We start from the raw sequence: 19,381 nt of genomic DNA, 5'->3' as shown, positions 1-19,381 counted from the left end.
GGGTTACCCCTCCTGCAGGTGATCGAGGAGCCTGGACATCATCACGATGCCTTGCTCGAATTGCGCGACACTCAGGTATTCGTTGGGTTGGTGCGCCTGCGCGATGTTGCCCGGCCCGCAGACCACGGCGGAATAGCCCGCGGCCTGGAACTGGCCCGCCTCGGTGCCGTAGCTGACCACGCTCGAGCCGTTCTCGCCGGTCAGGCGGCGCACCAGCGCCTCGGCCGGCCCGTCCTCCTCGGCGCGCAGGCCGGGAACGTCCCAGCGCGGCAGCGCGGTGATGCCGGCCTCGGGGCGGACGGCCTTCATGCCGGCCTCGATCCGGGCGATCTCGGCGCTGATGCGCTCGGCCCATTCGGCATTGGGCTCGGCGGGCACGCAGCGCGCGGACAAGACGAAGGTGCAATCCTTCGCCGTGATGTTATGCGCCGTGCCGCCCTCGATCATGCCGACATGAAGCGTCGTGTAGGGCGGGTCATAATCGCTGGCGGGATCGGCGGCGGCGGCGTTGGCCTCGTTGGTGCGGTTGGCCCAGTCGATCAGCTTGGCCCCTTCCATGATCGCCGAGACGCCCGTGTAGGCGATGGAGGAATGCACCTCGTATCCGTGGAAATGCAGGTCGAAGCCCACGCCGCCCTTGTGGCCGTTCACGATGCCCCATTCCGTCGGCTCGCCGATGATGGCCAACGCCGCGCGCGGCATGTGGGCCTGCATCGCCTCGATCATCGGCGGGGCGCCGACGCAGCCGATCTCCTCGTCGCGGGTCAGGCACAATTGCAAGGGCCGCGTCACGCCGCGGCGATGCGCCTCGACCGTGGCCCAGATCGCCAGCGCGTCGAACCCTTTCATGTCGCAGGTGCCGCGACCGAAAAGCTTGCCGTCCTTCTCGACCACGGTGAAGGGGTCGGTGTCCCAGGCCTGCCCGTCGACCGGCACGACATCGGTATGCCCCGACAGGATCACGCCACCCTCGACCGGCGGCCCGGCATGGGCATAGAGCGAGGCCTTCTTCCCCGTCTCGTCATAGTCGCGGTGGCAGGTCAGGCCATGGCCTGAAAGGTAGTCCTCGACCCAGTCGACCAGCGCGAGGTTGCTGTCGCGGCTGACGGTCGGAAAGGACACGAGCTTGTCGAGCAGAGCGCGCGGGCTCAACACGTCTGGCATGGGATGCTCCGGGTGGTCACCGGGCGACCCTGTGCCAGCACCGCGGAAGCGTCAAGCCCGACGGCAAGAAACCTGCACAACCTCTGGGCAGTTGCTGAAACCGCGCGCAAGTCCAGCCGGATTGCGGCTTGTGACATGGAAATTTCATGTTACCGTGACCGCTAACGAAAGCTGCCCATGCTTTGACAAGAGGCGGCGCACCAACAGGTTGAGGAGCATCTGCCGATGCCCGACGGGGCCACGCCCTTCGTCCTTGACGTCAAGGACCTGAAGACCGTTTTCCGCACGCGGGGCGGTGAAGTTCACGCAGTCAACGATGTAAGCTTCACGCTGAAACCGGGCGAATTGCTCGGCGTCGTGGGCGAGTCGGGATCCGGCAAATCGGTGACGATGATGTCGCTGATCCGGCTCCTGCCGATGCCCCCCGCCGAGATCCGCGGCGGACAGGTGATGTTCGAGGGGCAGGACCTGGCCCGCGTCCCCGAAGAGACGATGCGCGCCATCCGCGGCGCGCGGATCGGCATGGTGTTCCAGGACCCGATGACCAGCCTGAACCCGGTGTTCACGGTCGGCTATCAGCTGATGGAACCGCTGCGCAAACACATGGGGATGGACAAGCGGGCGGCGGCGAACCGCGCCGTCGAGCTCTTGGAGCTGGTGGGCATCCCCGACGCGCGACGACGGCTCGGCGACTATCCGCACCAGTTTTCCGGCGGGATGCGGCAGCGCGTGATGATCGCCATCGCGCTGGCCTGCGACCCCAAGGTGCTGATCGCCGACGAGCCGACCACCGCGCTCGACGTGACGATCCAGGCGCAGATCCTCGAGCTGATCAAGGACCTGCGCCAGAAGCTCGGCATGGCGATCGTCTGGATCACCCATGACCTCGGCGTGATCGCGGGCATCGCCGACCGGGTGATGGTGATGTATGGCGGTCAGGTCGTGGAACAGGCCCCCGTGCGGGAGTTGTTCGCCAACCCCCAGCATCCTTATACAAGAATGCTGCTCGAGACCGTCCCCCACATAAAGGGCGCGCGCGCCGAGAAGCTGCGCGTGATCCAGGGCCAGCCGCCGATCCTGGCCAAGGCGCCGGAAAGCTGCCCCTTCATGGCGCGCTGCCCGCAGGCCTTCGACCGCTGCGCGGCGCAGAACCCCGCGCGCTACGACGTCGGCAATGGCCATGACGCAGCCTGCTTCTGGGATTTCAAGACAGGGGCGCCGCGCGATGTTTGACACCAGCAACGCCAAGAAACTGGTCGAGGTGCGCGACCTCAAGATGCATTTCCCGATCCGCTCGGGACTGCTGCGTCGCGTCACCGGGGCGGTGAAGGCGGTCGATGGCGTCAGCTTCGACATCTACGAAGGCGAGACGCTGGGCCTTGTGGGCGAAAGCGGCTGCGGCAAGTCCACCTGCGGCCGGGCGGTGCTGCGGCTTTACGAGCCGACGGGCGGGTCGATCAAGCTGGATGGCGAGGAAATCGCCCATGCCCCCTTCGACAAGCTGCGCCGCCTGCGGCCCAAGATGCAGATGGTGTTTCAGGACCCGCAGGCCTCGCTCAACCCGCGGATGACCGTGGCGGGCATCATCGGCGAGCCGCTCAGCGAGCATTCCGACATGAACGCCAAGGCGCGGCTCGAGCGGATCTACGAGCTGATGGACGCCGTGGGGCTGAACCGCGATTTCGCCAACCGCTACCCGCATGAATTCTCGGGCGGCCAGCGCCAGCGCATCGGCATCGCCCGCGCGCTGGCCTTGAACCCCAAGTTCATCGTCTGCGACGAACCCATCGCGGCGCTCGACGTGTCGATCCAGGCGCAGGTGGTGAACCTGCTGGAAGAGCTGCAAGCGAAACTGGGGCTGACCTATCTCTTCATCTCCCACGACCTGTCGATGGTGCGCCACATCGCCGACCGCGTGGCGGTGATGTATCTGGGCAAGGTCGCCGAGCTCGCCCCGCGCGACGGCCTCTACGACGAGCCGCTGCACCCCTACACGCAGGCGCTGCTCTCGGCCGTGCCCGAGCCCGACCCGACGCTGCACGATGAGGCGAACCGCATCATCCTGCAGGGCGACGTGCCCAGCCCCGCGAACCCGCCCGAGGGCTGCAATTTCTGCACGCGCTGCCCGAAGGTGATGGACATCTGCCGCAAGATCGACCCCGAGTTCCGCGAGGTGAAGCCGGGCCGTTTCGTCGCCTGCCACCTTTATGCCGAAGATACCAACCAGACCGCGGCCAACGCGGCCGAGCCCGTTGGGGCCTGAGCATCCAACAAGGAGAGAGAGACAGACAAATGAAAAGAACAACCCTTCTGCTGGGCGCGACCGCGCTGGCAATGGCGCCGGCGGCGGTCTGGGCCGACGCCCATTCCGAACGCGGCTCGTCCGGTCACCTGAACATCATCTACTGGCAGGCGCCTTCGACGCTGAACCCGTATCTCTCGGGCGGCACCAAGGAAGTCGAGTCCGCCTCGCTGATCCTCGAGTCGCTGGCCCGCTTCGACGACACCGGCACCATGGTGCCTTGGCTGGCCGCGGATATCCCGACGGTCGAGAACGGCGGCGTGTCCGAAGACCTGACCTCGATCACCTGGACCATCGCCGAAGGCGTGACCTGGTCGGACGGCAGCGCGCTGACCGCGGCCGACTTCATCTTCACCTGGGAATACTGCACCCATCCCGAGGGCGGCTGCGCGCAGGCCAGCTCCTATGATGGCGTGACCGCGGTAGAAGCGGTCGGGGACAACCAGGTCCGCGTCGTCTTCGGCAGCCCGACCCCCTTCCCCTATACCGCCTTCGTCGGCTCCGAGAGCCCGGTCCTGCAGGCCGCGCAATTCGCCGACTGCCTCGGCGCCCGCGCGCCCGAGTGCACGGACGCCAACTTCGGCCCGATCGGCACCGGCCCCTTCGTGGTGGATGACTTCCGCCCGAACGACGTGATCGAGCTGTCGGCGAACCCGAACTTCCGCTTCCCCGACCGTCCCTACTTCGCAACCGTGACCTTCAAGGGCGGCGGTGATGCGACGGCGGCGGCGCGCTCGGTCTGCGAGACCGGCGAGTTCGACTACGCCTGGAACCTGCAGATCGACCCGACGATCCTGGCCGACATGGAAGCGCAGGGCAACTGCACCGTCGTGACCGCCTTCGGCACCTCGGTCGAGCGTCTGCACCTGAACCAGACCAACCCCGACCCGGCCCTGGGCGACATCCGCTCGACCGCCGAGGCAGGTCCGCACCCGTTCCTGACCAACCCGATCATCGGTCAGGCCATGTCCATGGCCATCGACCGCGCGCTGCTGGTCGAGATCGGCTACGGCGCAGGCGGCCAGCCGACCTGTAACGTTCTGCCCGCACCCGAGCTCTATGCCTCGACCGCCAACGACGCCTGCCTGACGCAGGACATCGCCGGCGCGAACGCGCTGCTCGACGAGGCCGGCATCGTCGACACCGACGGCGACGGCATCCGCGAGTATGAAGGCACGCCGATCAGCGTTCTCTACCAGACCTCGACCAACGCCGTCCGCCAGGACACCCAGGCGCTGGTCAAGGAATGGTGGAGCCAGATCGGCATCGACACCGAGCTGCGCAACATCGACGCGTCGGTCTTCTTCGGCGGTGACCCGGCTTCGCCCGACACCTTCCAGAAGTTCTATGCCGACATCGAGATGTATACCAACAACTTCGCCGGTGTGGACCCGCAGGCCTACATGGCCAACTGGGCCTGCGACGAATGGCCGGGCCCGGACAGCCAGTGGCAGGGCTCGAACATCCAGCGCTTCTGCTCGGAAGAGTATGACGCCCTGATCGTCGAGATGGCGGGCACCGCCGACCTCGCCCGTCGCGGCGAGATCGCCCGGATGCAGAACGACATGCTCGTTCAGTCCTACTCGATCATCCCGCTGATCCACCGCGGCGGCGTCTCGGCGCATGCCTCCTCGATCGAGGGCATCCGCATGTCCGACTGGGACAGCGAGCTGTGGAACATCATGGACTGGCGTCGCGCTGAATAAGCGTCACCCCTGAACACCGGCCCGCGCCGACCCCTCGGCGCGGGCCAACCCGCGAAACCGAAACTTCTGACCCGAGGCGTTGGCCCATGCTGACCTACACGATCCGTCGCCTGATCCTTGCGATCCCGACGCTTCTGTTCATCAGTTTCATCATCTTCCTGATCGTGAAGCTTTCGCCGTCCGACCCGACGGCGGGCCTTCCCTTGACGATCCCGCCGGAGGTGCGCGAGCAGATCCGCGAAAGCCTGGGCGTGAACGACCCGGTGCTGATCCAGTATTTCAAATGGCTCAAGCTGATGGTCTGGGACGAGCCGCTGCACCTGATCGAGGGATGGACGGGCTTGAACGTCGCCCCCGACGACGGGGCGCGCATCATCTCCTACCAGACGCGCAGCCCGGTGATGGACCTGATCGTCCAGCGCATGCCGCAGACGCTGTGGGTGGTGGGCACCTCCTATATCGTCGGCATCCTGATCGCCCTGCCGCTCGGCATCATCTCGGCCTACAAGCAATACTCGGTCTTCGACCAGGTCGGCACCTTCGTGTCGATGGTCGGCTTCTCGGTTCCGACCTTCTTCACCGGCGTCCTCTTCATCGTGATCTTCGCCGTCCACCTTGGCTGGTTCCCGTCGGTCTACGACACCACCCACGAGGTGACGGATTGGGACAGCTTCGTGGTGCAGGTGAAGCAGATCATCATGCCGGTGATGGTGCTGGGCCTCTATAACGCGAGCCAGATCAGCCGCTACATGCGCGCCTCGATGCTCGACAACCTGAACCAGGATTACGTGCGCACCGCGCGCGCCAAGGGGCTTGGCGAACAGGTCGTCGTGCTGGTCCATGTCCTGCGCAACTCGATGATCCCGGTCATCACCGTGATCGCGCTGAACATCCCCGCCGTCTTCGGCGGCGCCATCATCACCGAACAGGTGTTCAAGGTGAACGGGATCGGCCAGTTGCTGATCATCGCCATCCAGGGCGGCGACGTGCCCGTGGTGCAGACCGTCAGCGTGATCTTCGCGGTGCTGATCGTGCTCTTCAACCTTCTCGCCGACGTGCTTTACGGCGTGCTCGACCCGAGGATCCGCTATGACTGACAGTGCCGACGGCCCGAACCAGCCGCTGCAGACGGCCGGCGCGACGCCCGCGGGTGCCGCCCCGGTGATGGAGTTCGAGACCTACCGCGCCCCCCGCAACCAGTGGTGGGATGTCTGGGACCAGTTCAAGACGCACAAGGGCGCGCTCTTCGGGCTGGGCTTCTTCATCTTCGCCATCCTCTTCGTCACCATCGGCCCGCTGGTCTGGACGATCGACCCCCAGCAACCCTTTGCCGGGCCGCGCAACTCGGACCCGACATGGGCGCATCCGATGGGCACCGACCAGCTGGGCCGGGACACGATGGCCCGCATGATGGCGGGCGGGCAGATCTCCATCGCCGTGGGCATGGTGGCGATGCTGCTCGCGCTGTTCCTCGGCACGCTGATCGGGGTGATCGCGGGCTATTTCAAGAAGCTCGACGGCCCGCTGATGCGGCTGACGGACCTGTTCCTCGCCATGCCGCTCCTGCCGCTGCTGCTCGTGATCATCATGCTGTTCCGCGACCAGCTGCGCGCGGCCTTCGGGCCGGAGGGGGGCATCTTCATCCTCATCGTGGTGGTGATCGGGGCGACCTCGTGGATGCAGACCGCCCGCGTGGTGCGCGGCGACGTGCTGGCGATCAAGGAACGCGAATTCGTGCTCGCCGCCCGCTCCATCGGCACGCCGAGCCACCGGATGATCACGCGCCACCTGTTGCCCAACGTGATGTCGCCGATCATGGTCTCGGCCACGCTGGGCATCGCCAACGCGATCATCACGGAGTCGGCGCTGTCCTTCCTCGGCCTTGGCTTCCCGTCGGATTTCCCGACCTGGGGCAAGCTTTTGTTCGACGCGACCGACTTCCTCCAGCAGCACCCCGAGCGGGTGATCTGGCCCGGCATGATGATCTCGCTCACCGTGCTTGCGGTGAACTACATCGGCGACGGGCTGCGCGACGCGCTGGACCCCCGCATTCGCGGGCGGTAAGGGTGCGGAAACCTGCAGGTTTCCGGTCCGAAAAACTGCAGTTTTTCGCCCGGGAAAACTGCAGTTTTCCATGGACCAACGGACAAAGGCCCGCCCATGCCCTGGCTTTACCTGATCGTCGCCATCGCCGGTGAGGTGATCGGCACCACCGCGCTGAAAGCCTCGGACGGGTTCACGCGGGCTGGCCCCGCCGTGGTCGTGGTGATCGGCTATGCCATCGCCTTCTATTTCCTCGCGCTTGTGCTGCGCACGATCCCGCTGGGCGTGACCTACGCGATCTGGTCGGGCGTGGGCGTGGCGGCCGTCACGCTGATCGGGTGGCTGGTCTACGGCCAGCGGCTCGACGGGCCGGCGATGCTGGGCATCGGGCTGATCGTGGCGGGGGTCGTGGTGCTGAATGTCTGGTCGGGCGCGACGCCGGACTAGGGCGGGTCGCGGTCATTCGCATTCACGCGATCCGCTCTACCGATTTGATTTCGCATGTTCGAGGCGCGCAAAACCGGTTCCCACTTTTGCGCAAGATGCTTTAGGGGCGCGTCGGCGTCAGCGCCCGCCCGAAAAGCACCGCAAGCCTGTCGCGCGCCGCCGCATAACCCTCGCGGTCGACGCCAAGCGGCTTCAACCCGTCGAGGGCGGCCAGCATGGCCTGCGCCGTGACATGCGGGTCGGGGCCCGCCCCCGTCATCGAGATGCGGCCCGCCGCAACGCCCGCCTGCATCCAGGTCGCGTAGACATCGGCCAGCCGGTCATGTCCCGCAGCGATCACGTCGCGCGCGGCGGATTGCTTGAGCGACAGCAACTCGTCCGCATGGGGCGAGGCCATCATCTCGACCGCGGCATCGCCGGTCTGCGCGGCAAAGGCGGCGCGCAAGGCGTCGGTCGGTGACTGCTCTTCGGCCAGAACCTCGGCCACCAGGCTGACGGCGGCCTCGTGGTAATGCGCCATCAGCGCGCGGAAGATCTCGGACTTGTTCCTGTAATGCAGGTAGAGCGCCGCACGGCTGATGCCGGCCGCGTCGGCGATATCCTGCATCGAGGCGCGACGGACGCCGAATTGCAGAAAGGTCGCGTAAGCGGCCACCAGCACCCCGCGCGAGCGGTCAGGGGCCAGCGCAAGAATGCGCTCGGTGAGGGTCCGGGGAAGGGGTGTCGCGTCCATGACAGGGGAATGACAAAAATCGTCAAATCTGTCAATTGAACAGTCTGACACTATGTGCTACTTTTGTCATTGCGCCAGAAGCGGAGGGCACCCATGGCCACCATTCTCACCGTCAACGGAACCGAGCACCGGGTCGACCTGCCGGACGATGTGCCGCTTCTGTGGGTCCTGCGCGACGAGATCGGGCTGACCGGCACGAAATACGGCTGCGGCGTCGCCGCCTGCGGCGCCTGCACCGTCCAGATCGACGGCGAGGCCGTGCGGTCCTGCCAGGTGGCGCTGGCCGATGTCTGGGGCGAGATCACCACGATCGAGGGGCTGGGCAATCCGCAGGCGTTGCATGCGCTACAGGCGGCCTGGGTCACGCACCAGGTCGCGCAATGCGGCTACTGCCAGTCGGGCCAGATCATGCAGGCGGCAAGCCTGCTGGCCCGGACACCCGAGCCGACGGACGCGGACATAGACGCGGCCATGTCGGGCAACCTCTGCCGCTGCGGCACCTATCCGCGCATCCGCGCCGCGATCCATGACGCGGCCCGCGCGCTGCAGGAGGGGTGAGCCATGGCGAACTGGGGCAAGATCGCGCGACGCAGCTTCCTGATCGGCTCGGCCGCCGTGGCGGGCGGCGTCGCCTTCGGCGTCTGGCAGTACCGCCGCGCCTTGCCGAACCCGCTGCAGCCGGGCGAGGGCGAGGTCGCGTTGAACCCATGGATCATCATCGACCGCGAGGGGGTGAAGCTGGTCGCCGCGCGGGCCGAGATGGGACAGGGCGTCTACACCACCCTGCCCGCGCTGCTGGCCGAGGAGCTGGACGTCGCCTGGGAAGACGTGCGCGTCATCCATGGCCCCGCCGCACAGGCCTATTACAACGCCGGCCTGATGAGCCACGCCCTGCCCTCGACCGATTACGACCGGACCGCCTGGCAGGAGATGATGGTGGAGGCGATGTCGGTCCTGCCCAAGATGATCGGGCTGCAGGTGACCGGCGGCTCGACCTCGACGCTGGACGCCTACGAGAAGCTGCGGCAGGCGGGCGCGACCGCGCGCGAGGTGCTGAAACAGGCCGCCGCCGCGCGGCTGGTCCTGCCGGTGGAGGCGTTGTCGACGGAAAACGGGCGCGTGATCGCGCCGGGCGGGATCGAGCTGACCTATGCCGAGCTGGCGGAAGACGCCGCCGGGATCGACCCGCCGCGCCGCGTGGCGCTGAGGCCCGCGTCCTCGTGGAAATACCTCGGGCGCGCCATGCCGCGGCTCGACATGGTTGAGAAGGTGACCGGGCGGGCCGAGTTCGGCATCGACAAGCGCCTGCCGGGGATGCGCTTTGCCACCGTGCGGATGTGCCCGCGGCTAGGGGGCGCGATGCGCGCCTTCGACGCCTCGGCCGCCGTGGCGATGCCGGGCGTCGAGCGGGTGATCGACCTCGGGACAGGCATCGCCGTTGTGGCGACAAACACCTGGCTTGCCATGCGCGCCGTCGAGGCGGTCGAGATCGAGTGGGGGCCCGCCCCCTACCCCGAGACCTCCGAGGCGCTTATGGAGGTGATCCGCACGGCGCTGGAGGGCGAGGCGAACTCGACGCTGCGCGACGAGGGCGACGTGGAGCGGATGGAGATCCAGCCCGCGGACCGGGTAATCGAGGCGGAGTATACCGTGCCCTGGCTCGCGCACGCCACGATGGAGCCGATGAGCGCGGCGGCCCATTTCACCGGCGACCGGCTGGAGATCTGGACCGGCAGCCAAGCGCCCGGTTTCGCGGAAGAGGCTGCCGCGCGCGCGGTGGGGTTGGAGCCGGAGCAGGTGAGCTGCCATGTCACCTATCTCGGCGGTGGCTTCGGGCGTCGGGGCGAATACGACTTCGTCGTGCTCGCCGCCCGCGTGGCGCAGGCCATGGCGGGCACGCCGGTGCAGGTGACGTGGTCCCGCGAAGAGGACATGCGCCATGATTTCTACCGCCCCGCCGCGGCGGCGCGGATGCGCGGCGTGATCCGCAACGGTTTTGCCCATGCGCTCGAGGGGCGGGTCGCCGCCCCCTCGGTCACGCGTCAATCCATGGCGCGGCTGACCGGCAGCGCCCCCCCCGGCCCCGACAAGGGGCACGTCGAGGGGATGTTCAACCAGCCCTACGCGATCCCGAACTACCGGGTGACCGGGCACCTGGCGGAACTGTCTGTGCCCGTCGGCTTTTGGCGGTCGGTCGGCAACTCGTTCAACGGCTTCTTCATGGAAAGCTTCATCGACGAGATGGCGCTGGCCGGTGGCCGCGACCCGCTGGGCTTCCGGCTGGAGCTGGCACGCAACGAGAATGCGCCCACCGCGGGCGTGCTCGAGGCCGTGGCCGAGATGTCGGGCTGGTCCGCCCCGCGGGCCGAGGGGACGGGCATGGGCGTTGCGATGACCCATTCCTTCCACACGCCCGTGGCGGTGGTGGTGGAAGTGGCCGACCGCGGCGGCGAGATCGCGCTGACGCGGGCCTGGATCGCCTGCGACGTGGGCACCGCGCTCGACCCGTCGATCATCGAGGCGCAGATGGTGGGGGGCCTCGTCTACGGGCTGTCGGCGGCGATGATGGAGGAGATCAGCTTCGCAGGCGGCGAGGTGGAGCAGTGGAACTACCCCGACTACGACGCGCTGCGGATGGGGCAGATGCCGGAGGTCGAGGTGCGCATCCTCGAGACGCAGGGCCATATCGGCGGCGTGGGCGAACCCGCGACGCCACCTGCCGCCCCGGCGCTGACCAATGCGATCTTCGACCTGACCGGCGAGCGCATCCGCGACCTGCCGCTGAACCGGCGTGTCCGTTTCGTGATCTGAGGGGGCTTTGCGGCGTGGCTCGGCCTGCGGCCTGCGCCCACGACCGCGGTGGCACCGCTGGCGCGGTGCGGTCGGTGCGGTCGGCTGGCGCTGCGTGGAGTGGTGATGCTGTTCCAAAAGGGGGGGCTCTGCCCCCGTCCTTCGGACTCCCCCTGTCTATGAGGAATCGGTTTAGGTTTATGTGCGGATGGCATCCCGTGCTCCCCGGAGGCGTTTGAGCCTGGATCCCGGCCTGGGAGCCATCCGCGTCACAATAGCAACCTGAACTATTGCTCGGGGCTGTTCACCGCAGACCCCGCAGACAGGGTAAGGAACCACATGTCCCAAGTCTATATCGGCGTCGATATCTCCAAGAACTGGATCGACATCTCTCACCCCGTCCACGGGTGCGCCCGGCACGCCATGGATGACCTGGATGGCTTTGCCGCACAGGCCAGCGCGGAGCAGGCCATCGTCCTCTTCGAGGCCACCGGGCGCCATGACAGACCGCTGGCCCTGGCCCTGCGCACCGCCGGGGCCCGCTTCGTCCGGCTCACACCCACAGCGCCCAAAGACCTTGCCCGGCTGCTCGGGATCAAGGCGAAGTCCGACCGGGCGGATGCTGTCCTGCTGCGGCGCTATGGTGAGCTGCTTCAGCCCGCCCCACAGGACGCGGCCCCGCAAGACACGGCAGCTCTCAGGGAATATATCGTGCGCAGGCGGCAACTTGTCAGCCTGCGCCAGATCGAACGGACCCGCGCGGCAGAGCATATGCCCGCCCAGGTCGCCGCCTCGGGAGCGCGCGTCATTGCCCTGCTCAGCGATGAGATCGCAGCGATCGACGCCCTGATCGCGGCCGAGATAAAGCAGTCCGAGCCGTTGTCGTGCAAGGCACGCAGGCTGCAGACCGCACCAGGGGTGGGGCCGGTGACCGCCGCGACGCTTCTGGCCGAACTGCCGGAACTGGGCCAGCTGAACGCACGCAAGCTGGCGGCCCTGGCAGGCCTTGCTCCCATGGACAACGACAGCGGGCAACGGCACGGTCGCAGGCGGATCAAAGGTGGACGCTGCACGGTGCGCCGCGCGCTCTACTCGGCCGGCATGCACGCCAGCAGAGGCGCAGGTGCGCTCCGCCCTTTCCGGGACACTTTGGTCGAACGCGGAAAGCCTCCGAAAGTCGCCATCACCGCCGCCGCAAGAAAACTCCTCACCATCCTCAACGCCATGATCCGAGACCAAAAGGACTTCAGCTACACAACCTGAAAATACTATTGCCGGGATACTTGTGAAACGGAGAAGCAGGGCGCGAGGCGGGATCGTTAGGCGCTGGTGGGGACTTGGCCCGAGGTCATGGCCGCACGGCGGCACCGGCGCGTCTGCAGAGTCACCGCTGCTGCACCCTTCTGGCCCTGCGCGTTCGCATGCCCCGCGGCCCCCGGCGCATGCGCGCCGCATGTTGGCGGGTCTGGCGGCATGACCGGGGGGCGGCGGCGGCGCGTTAACCTTGATGCGGGGTTAACACGCCGGAGGGACCGGGAAGGCCTTTTTCGAGGGTGGTGTGGCGTCACCCCACGTCGCGGAAGCAGCGGAAACCGAGGTGGTAGTTGCGGTGGCTGGCTTCGGACATCACGCGGGTGCCGTGCCAGAAGGGCGCGCGCCAGCGGGCCCAATGCTCATGGGCGCGGATCGTGTCCCAGATGAACCACGACCCCTTCATCTCGGTCACGCCCAGGCTGGTGGAGCCGCGGCTTGCCATCTGGTCCTCGGCAAGGGGCAGGTTCATGTGTTCGGCCGCGTTGCCGTCGATGTCATGGACCCCCAGCGGCGAGCGGCACTCGGGGAAGGAACCCGCCGGGTAGGTGTTCGAGCCGCATCCCGTGAAGCTGCCGCCGTTGCAGGACGCGGTCTTGAAGCTGCCGGTCGCGCAGACCCCCGCGCGCCAGCTGCCGATGGAATAGGTGCCCGAGGTGTTCGCGTAGCGCTGGTTGTGCAGGCTGCGCATCGTGTTCACGGCCGGCGACATCCCCATGCCCCGGACCCGCTCGAACGGGTAGTCGGGCGGCAGCAGTTGACCCGCGGCCGCCCCTTCCCATTCATGCGCGTCGCCCATCCGCTTGCCCTCGGCGGCGCAGAGCTGCGCGGCCTCGTTGGCGCGGACCCAGACCACGGGGTAGGCGAGCGGGATATTGGGATATTCGAACATGTCGGCGCAGACCGTCGCATCCGAGGGGCCTTGCGTCGCCGGATCGTAGAGCGGCACCATGAAGGGTTCGCCGCAGATGCGCTCGTAGTCCCGGTTGCGGTAGCTGTTGCGCACCTGCTCGACCGAGCCGCCAAGCCGCGCCGCGGCCTCCTCGGGGGTCAGCGGGTGGCGCGTGACCGAGGGGTTGCCCTGCCCCATCCAGCCGTTCGGAGAGGCCGCGAAGATCGCGCGCACGCGGGTGATCTCGGCGTTTGACAGGCCGCGGATATCCTGCATCTGGCGGAACATCGCCTCGTTCCGCTCGGCAAGGCTTTGCGCCGCGGCGGGCAGCGACAGCAGGGTGACGGCAAGCGTGGCGAGGGCAGTCTTGAGCAGGCGACGGGACATCGGGGTCATTCCTCCGGTCTGACGAGGTAGAAGAAATCTCGGTTGTCGGGGGCGGCGATGAAGCGGGGCACGGCCCCGCCGCTGCCGCGCGGATCGGACTCGGCCATGCCGGACACGAGGTGGCGCGTCTCGATCTCGTCGCCGTCACGGGTGTAGACGGCGAGATAGGTCAGCTCCTGGCTGTTCATGTCCAGCAGCATGGCATAGTCGCAGTCATAGGCTTGGAAGGTGCGCGCCATGCCCGACGGCGTGACCGAGGAGAAATAGGCGTAGATCAGGAACGGCCGACCGCCGATCTGACGCATGCAGGCCCCGCCGCGCAATGTCCGCAGCTGCGCCTCGGCCGACCCCGACCAGTTGCCGCCCCCCCAGGAGGTGACCTGGCTGCCCGGCACGCCGTTCTCGATCAACGGCACGCCGTTCTGGCGGGCAAAGACCATCTCGCCGAGGCGGGCGGCGTCGGCCTCGGCCCAGGTCCCCATGCCGACCTCACCCTCGGTGGTGACATAGAGCGTGGCAAGCCCCGGCCAGAGCCGCGAGAACAGCACGCCATGCGACAGGAACCCGTAGTGGTTGCCCCAGTTGAAGGTCGCCCATTGGCCGAAGCGCCACGCGCCATGGTCGCGCTTGAACCCGCCGGTGAAGGTCGCCGCCACCCGGTCATAGAGGTTGGGCGACAGCATGCCGGTGAAGACCAGCGGATCGGGCCGGTCGAACCCGTCCGGGCCGGGGGCCTGGTAATGGCGGCCAGCCCCCGAGGGGCGCGAGGACCATTCGAGACCGGGATGATCGGTGCCGATCTCGTAGCCCAGTTCGAACCGGGTCAGGTCGAAGGCCACGAGATAGACATCGGCGTTGCGCTCGACCCCGTCGAGCCCGTTCGCGCCCGGCACGTCGAAGACCTCGCGGGCGATCATGCCGGGCTGCATGGCGCTGGCATAGATGCCGGGGGCATCCTCGATCTCGTACCAGGACCCCGCGGTGACACGGCCCGCGTCATCGCCCACCAGGTCGAAGCCCCAATAGGGCCGGATCTGCGGCGTCCGGTCGAGCCGCGCGGTGCCCAGCAGGGCGACACCGTCGATGTCTTCCTCGGCCTCGATCCCTTCGGACGAGACCATGAAGGCGTCCTCGTAGAAGGCGCCCTTGATCAGGTTCACGATGGAATCGCCGAAGATCACGTTGTCGCGCAGGAATTGCGACACGGCCTCGCGGGTGGTGCGGTTGCCGCGCACGGGGTTGCGCACGAAGAGCGACCAGTCGCAGACCGGCGCGAAGGGCAGATCGCTCGCGCGGGCCTCCTCGAGCGCGCCATCGGCCCAGGGGCGGCAGTCGAACACCTCTCCGTCGCGGTCGATTCGAAGCGCCGGATCGTCGCCGCCGACCAGCGACAGCCGCGTGCCCTCGGCATCGCCGCTTTCGAGGTGAACGCTCTGCGCGCGGCCCGAAGCGGGCGCGATCTCGAGCACGAACCAGTGGTTCACAGCGGGATTGAGAGAGGTCAGCGTGAACCGCGTGCCCGCGGCATCGACCGCGCCCTGGTCGTTGCGCAGCGGGTTGAGGGCAAAGACGCTGCCGGGAATGTCGCGGGCAAGCTGGGCCTGCTGCACCTCGAGACGGGCGGGATCCGGCAAGCCGATGCCGTCGGCAAGCGCAGCGGGCGGCACCAGCCCGAGGATGCAGGGCGCGACCGCACGAAGGACATGACCGAAAGACCGAGATCTGGACAAGGCGAACTCCAAAACGGGACAGGGGGAAACAGCACATGCGCATGGCAATCCCCCAAGTGTTGCAACACCTTGCCCCGTGACGCAACGCTTGGAAGCCCGCCTTGCCTTCGCAACGCCCCCAAAGGGGGGCATCGCGCATCCACCGGGCGGAGGCGCACAAGAACAAGGCACCCCGACCGACCGCCCCCGCCCGTCTGACCTGCATCCGCTGCGCATCTCCTGCGCGTTAACCAGTTGTTAACCGATGGACGCAACTGTCGGTCGGCGGGCCGGGTCCGGCCTGCGCGGCGGTCCGGGGGAACGGGTACCAGGCCGCGAACGGGGGACGTGAACGTGGTGAAGGGGCGGGGGCGCAGATGACACGGGACAGGGCGATCGGCGAAGGGTCCGGCATGGACGCCGGGGCGGCTTCGGCGCGCGGAAGGGAGCGCGCACAGGTGCAGGGCGGGGCGCAGGGCGGCCAGCCCGACCTTGCGCGGTCGCCGCTGGCACGGTTGCGCGCGCAGGTCGCAGAGGGCGATCCCGGCGGGACGGCGGACAGCGGCGCGGCACCGGCACCCACGCCCGATCACCCCGAGGCTCTCGACCTCATCGTCGAGGCGGCCCTTGCCGCGGGTGCGATTCAGGCCGCCCGCGCGGCGGTCGCCGAGGCGGAGGCCGAGGGGCGGCTCCCGCCTTGGCGGGTCGCCTGCCACAAGGCGCGAATCGCGCTGGCCACGGGCGACCTGCTGGCGGCCCGCGCGATTCTCGTGCTGGCGCTGGACGCGGCACCGGGCAATGCCGCGCTCAGGGCCCTGCTGGCCGAGGCGATGGTCGCCGCGGGCCATGCCGCGGATGCCCGCGCCGTGCTGGGCCACATCGGCAGCCCGCCGGTGAACCCACCCCCCGAGGCGGCGCGCCCGCCCGGCACCACCGGCACCACCGGCAGCGCCGTGGCGCGATCCGGGCCGGACCCCGCGCAGGGCTGACACCGCACCCGACCCCGGAACCCGACGCCGCGCGGCATCGCGGGGTTTGACCTATCGGCGCGCAGCGACCATGCTGGCCCGCGGGGGGCGGAAAGGGACGCGATGCGCATCGACGGGCTGCAATACGCAAACTGGTCGGAAACGATCTTTCGGCAGATGCGCGACGGCGGCCTCGATGCCGTGCATGTCACCGTCGCCTATCACGAAACCTTCCGCGAGACAGTGTTGCAGCTGGAACGCTGGAACCGCTGGTTCGAGCGTCATCCCGACCTGATCCTCAGGGGCAGCACCGCCGCCGACATCGACCACGCGCGCGATACGGGGCGCACCGCGATCTTCTTCGGCGCGCAGAACCCCTCGCCCATCGAGGATGACATCGGACTGGTCGAGATCCTGCATAGGCTGGGCCTGCGTTTCATGCAGTTGAGCTACAACAACCAGTCGCTTCTGGCGACCGGCTGCTACGAGGCCGAAGACCCCGGCCTGACCCGCATGGGCCGCGCCGTCATCGCCGAGATGAACCGCGTGGGCCTTGTCGTCGACATGAGCCATTCCGCCGACCGCTCGACCCTCGAGGCGGCCGAGGTGTCGGCCCGGCCCATCGCCATCACCCATGCCAACCCCGCCGCCTGGCACCCTGCGCGGCGCAACAAGTCCGACGCCGTGCTGCGCGCGGTGACCGCGCGCGGCGGGATGCTGGGCTTTTCGCTCTATCCCCATCATCTGAAGGACGGCAGCGCCTGCACGCTCGACAGCTTTTGCCGGATGATCGCCGAGACCGCAGACCGCTACGGGGTCGAGCACCTGGGGATCGGCTCGGACCTGTGCCAGGACCAGCCCGACAGCGTGGTCGAATGGATGCGCGTGGGGCGCTGGACCAAGGACATCGACTACGGCGAAGGCTCGGCCGCCGCGCCGGGCTTTCCGCCGATGCCCGACTGGTTCCGCGACAACCGCGATTTCGGGCGGCTGGCCGAGGGGCTGGCCGCGGTGGGACTGTCCCACGCCGAGATCGAGGGGGTGATGGGCGGCAACTGGTATCGCTTCTTCGCCGCGAATTTCGGGCCCGCGCCATGACCGAGGCGGGCCGCGACCACACCACCCAGCTCCGCCCGCCCGCCGACGTGATGCGGCTGTCGCGGCTGGGTTCGCTGCACCAGTGTCGCCTGAGCTTCATGCGCCAGCTGACGCGCCGCATGGCGCGCGAGGGCTGGCGGATCGCCTGCGCCGACTGGCGGATCGACGCGGCGGGCGTGGGCCATGCCGTCTACGCGGTGCAGACACCCGTCCGCAGCTACGCGCTGGTCGCCTTCGCCCATGACCTGCCGCCTGAGAAACGCAGCGACCGCGTGATCGCCGAGGCATGGGACGCGACCTTTGCCCTGTTCGACGGGCTGCCCGAGCCCGCGGATATCGCGCGGCTCGCCGCCAACGTCCCCCTGCAGGAGGCGGGACGGATCACCGAGCGCGAGCTGTGCCTGAGCCGCGCGAACCGCTCGGTGCGGCTGTGGGACCATGTCGTCGCCCGGCTGGCCGAGGGGCAGCAGCCCGACCCCGCACAGCTGGCCGAGGTCGGCTACCTGATGCGCACCACGGCGGTCTACGGCTCGGGCAAGTTCGGCGCCGCCGACCGCGTCCTGATCGAGGACCGCCCCGAGCTGCACGCGCCCTTCCAGGCCGAGATGCTGACCGTCTACCTGATCCGCCTGTTCGTGCGCGACCTGGTCGAGCACATGGCCCGCGCCCGTGCCGATGCCCGCGGCGGCGCGAGGGCCGCGCGGCTCGATGCGGGGGCGGCGCAGGCGCTGGGGATCGGCAATTCCACCGGCCTCGGGATGGCGCCCTTCCTCGTCAACCACCCCTGCCTTCTGAACAACTGGATCATGGCCCGCGAAGAGGCCATCGCGCGGGTCCGCGCGCTCGAGATCGTGACGGACGCGGAGTGGCGCATGGTCGCCGATCTCGCCCGGCGGATGCGCGCGGGCGTGGCCAAGGCCGTCTCGCAGCACCCGGTGCAGATCGCCAGGACCGCGGGACTGACCGCCGATCTCGACCGGCTTCTCGCCGAGATGGCGGGGCCGCCCCGGCCCTGGGCCGCCTTGCTCGACTGGTCCGCGACGACGCTGGGCGAAGAGGGGCAGGAGGCGCTGGCCTCGCTCGTCCTCGAGCCCTATGGCGCGCTGGTGGACGGGCTGGCGCATTGCATGTCCGACACGCTCGACGCGGGGTTCCGGATCGAGGGCGAGATGCCCGTGGGCAAGGTCCGGGCGCTGATCGCCGAGGTCTTCGGCTGGGCGCTCGACATCGACTGGACCGCCGAGGCCCCGACCGCGCGCGCCTGGTACGTGTCCGAGGAAAAGCTGGAGCCGCGGCTGGGCCAGCGTCACGAGGAACCCATCGCCGCATACGAGCAGCCGCTGGCCACCGCGCGCGACGCGGTGCTGGCTTACCGCGCCCTGTCGGACTGGCCCCCGGAGGGGCCGGTCGCGGCCTTCCTCCTGCGGCACCCCGAACACCGGATCGCGGTGCGCCGGGCGCAGATCTCGGGGTTTTCGCCCTATTCCGAGATCCGCGACAACCTGATCGGGGCCGAGCTGATGCCCATCGACATGCTGCGCGCCAAGCTCAGCTTCTTCGGGGCGACCGGTTTCGATCCGCGCTCGGACCGCTGGGTCCGCATCCGCATGTTCGCCGGTGCCCCCTACCCCGAGGCGCTGACGCCGGGAACCGGCGACCTCTGGGTCTATCCCGACGTGCCCGTCTCTGCAGCCCGCCAGCCCGACCCCTTGCCAGACCCCTTGCCCGCCCCCCTGCCCGATCCCGGACCGGCCCCGTGACCCTGCGCCTCTCCCTTGGCGAGTTGGAGGCCGCGGCGCGCAAGGCCGCGCGCGGCGCGGGCTACCCCTGG

The 19,381-nt window shown here is 68.5% G+C and carries 16 protein-coding genes; 12 read left to right on the top strand and 4 right to left on the bottom strand.

The window, feature by feature from the left end; all coding sequences use genetic code 11:
• Positions 1-3: 3 nt before the first annotated feature.
• Positions 4-1,164 carry an acetylornithine deacetylase gene (argE, locus tag QQK83_RS04765; RefSeq protein WP_284262193.1) on the bottom strand — a complete coding sequence of 387 codons (1,161 nt, stop codon included), beginning with the start codon at positions 1,162-1,164 and terminating at the stop codon, positions 4-6.
• Positions 1,165-1,389: 225 nt separating this feature from the next.
• Here argE and QQK83_RS04760 point away from each other — a divergent pair, with 225 nt between their 5' ends.
• From QQK83_RS04760 to QQK83_RS04735, 6 genes are all read left to right on the top strand, one after another.
• A complete protein-coding gene (locus QQK83_RS04760; protein WP_284262191.1) occupies positions 1,390-2,397 on the top strand; it encodes an ABC transporter ATP-binding protein in 1,008 nt (335 codons plus the stop codon).
• Complete coding sequence (locus tag QQK83_RS04755) at positions 2,390-3,427, top strand: ABC transporter ATP-binding protein (RefSeq protein WP_284262189.1); 1,038 nt, start codon at positions 2,390-2,392, stop codon at positions 3,425-3,427. Before QQK83_RS04760 ends, QQK83_RS04755 begins: the two co-directional genes overlap by 8 nt.
• A 29-nt stretch (positions 3,428-3,456) precedes the next feature.
• On the top strand, positions 3,457-5,172 hold the full coding sequence (locus QQK83_RS04750; protein WP_284262186.1) for a peptide ABC transporter substrate-binding protein: 1,716 nt from the start codon (positions 3,457-3,459) through the stop codon (positions 5,170-5,172).
• 86 nt (positions 5,173-5,258) lie between these two features.
• Positions 5,259-6,269, top strand: a complete 1,011-nt coding sequence (locus QQK83_RS04745; protein ID WP_284262184.1) for an ABC transporter permease — start codon at positions 5,259-5,261, stop codon at positions 6,267-6,269.
• A complete protein-coding gene (locus QQK83_RS04740; protein ID WP_417750331.1) occupies positions 6,262-7,236 on the top strand; it encodes an ABC transporter permease in 975 nt (324 codons plus the stop codon). Before QQK83_RS04745 ends, QQK83_RS04740 begins: the two co-directional genes overlap by 8 nt.
• 96 nt (positions 7,237-7,332) lie before the next feature.
• A complete protein-coding gene (locus tag QQK83_RS04735; protein WP_284262182.1) occupies positions 7,333-7,662 on the top strand; it encodes a DMT family transporter in 330 nt (109 codons plus the stop codon).
• Between the two features lie 100 nt (positions 7,663-7,762).
• On the opposite strand, the gene QQK83_RS04730 is transcribed toward QQK83_RS04735, so the two are convergent.
• A complete protein-coding gene (locus tag QQK83_RS04730) occupies positions 7,763-8,395 on the bottom strand; it encodes a TetR/AcrR family transcriptional regulator (RefSeq protein ID WP_284262180.1) in 633 nt (210 codons plus the stop codon).
• A 93-nt stretch (positions 8,396-8,488) separates the two neighbouring features.
• Here QQK83_RS04730 and QQK83_RS04725 point away from each other — a divergent pair, with 93 nt between their 5' ends.
• From QQK83_RS04725 to QQK83_RS04715, 3 genes are all read left to right on the top strand, one after another.
• Positions 8,489-8,953 carry a (2Fe-2S)-binding protein gene (locus QQK83_RS04725; protein ID WP_284262178.1) on the top strand — a complete coding sequence of 155 codons (465 nt, stop codon included), beginning with the start codon at positions 8,489-8,491 and terminating at the stop codon, positions 8,951-8,953.
• A gap of 3 nt (positions 8,954-8,956) precedes the next feature.
• Entirely contained in the window at positions 8,957-11,206 is a 2,250-nt protein-coding gene (locus QQK83_RS04720; RefSeq protein ID WP_284262177.1) for a xanthine dehydrogenase family protein molybdopterin-binding subunit, read from the top strand.
• Positions 11,207-11,524: 318 nt separating this feature from the next.
• A complete protein-coding gene (locus tag QQK83_RS04715; protein WP_284262175.1) occupies positions 11,525-12,448 on the top strand; it encodes an IS110 family RNA-guided transposase in 924 nt (307 codons plus the stop codon).
• Between the two features lie 301 nt (positions 12,449-12,749).
• On the opposite strand, the gene QQK83_RS04710 is transcribed toward QQK83_RS04715, so the two are convergent.
• Complete coding sequence (locus QQK83_RS04710; RefSeq protein ID WP_284262173.1) at positions 12,750-13,775, bottom strand: SUMF1/EgtB/PvdO family nonheme iron enzyme; 1,026 nt, start codon at positions 13,773-13,775, stop codon at positions 12,750-12,752.
• A gap of 5 nt (positions 13,776-13,780) precedes the next feature.
• On the bottom strand, positions 13,781-15,517 hold the full coding sequence (locus tag QQK83_RS04705; RefSeq protein ID WP_284262171.1) for a hypothetical protein: 1,737 nt from the start codon (positions 15,515-15,517) through the stop codon (positions 13,781-13,783).
• Positions 15,518-15,861: 344 nt separating this feature from the next.
• On the opposite strand from QQK83_RS04705, the gene QQK83_RS04700 reads away from it, so the two are divergent.
• The 3 genes from QQK83_RS04700 (at position 15,862) to QQK83_RS04690 (ending at position 19,310) form a co-directional block, all read left to right on the top strand.
• On the top strand, positions 15,862-16,473 hold the full coding sequence (locus QQK83_RS04700; RefSeq protein WP_284262169.1) for a tetratricopeptide repeat protein: 612 nt from the start codon (positions 15,862-15,864) through the stop codon (positions 16,471-16,473).
• A gap of 102 nt (positions 16,474-16,575) precedes the next feature.
• Positions 16,576-17,550, top strand: coding sequence for a membrane dipeptidase (locus QQK83_RS04695; protein WP_284262167.1), 975 nt, complete (start codon positions 16,576-16,578; stop codon positions 17,548-17,550).
• On the top strand, positions 17,547-19,310 hold the full coding sequence (locus tag QQK83_RS04690) for a hypothetical protein (protein ID WP_284262165.1): 1,764 nt from the start codon (positions 17,547-17,549) through the stop codon (positions 19,308-19,310). Before QQK83_RS04695 ends, QQK83_RS04690 begins: the two co-directional genes overlap by 4 nt.
• Positions 19,311-19,381: the final 71 nt, after the last annotated feature.

The organism is Roseicyclus amphidinii, assembly GCF_030163755.1.
In the GTDB taxonomy this organism is placed as follows: domain Bacteria; phylum Pseudomonadota; class Alphaproteobacteria; order Rhodobacterales; family Rhodobacteraceae; genus Roseicyclus; species Roseicyclus amphidinii.
Note: the sequence above shows the minus strand (reverse complement) of the source record. Positions and strands in the feature narration are given on the sequence as shown.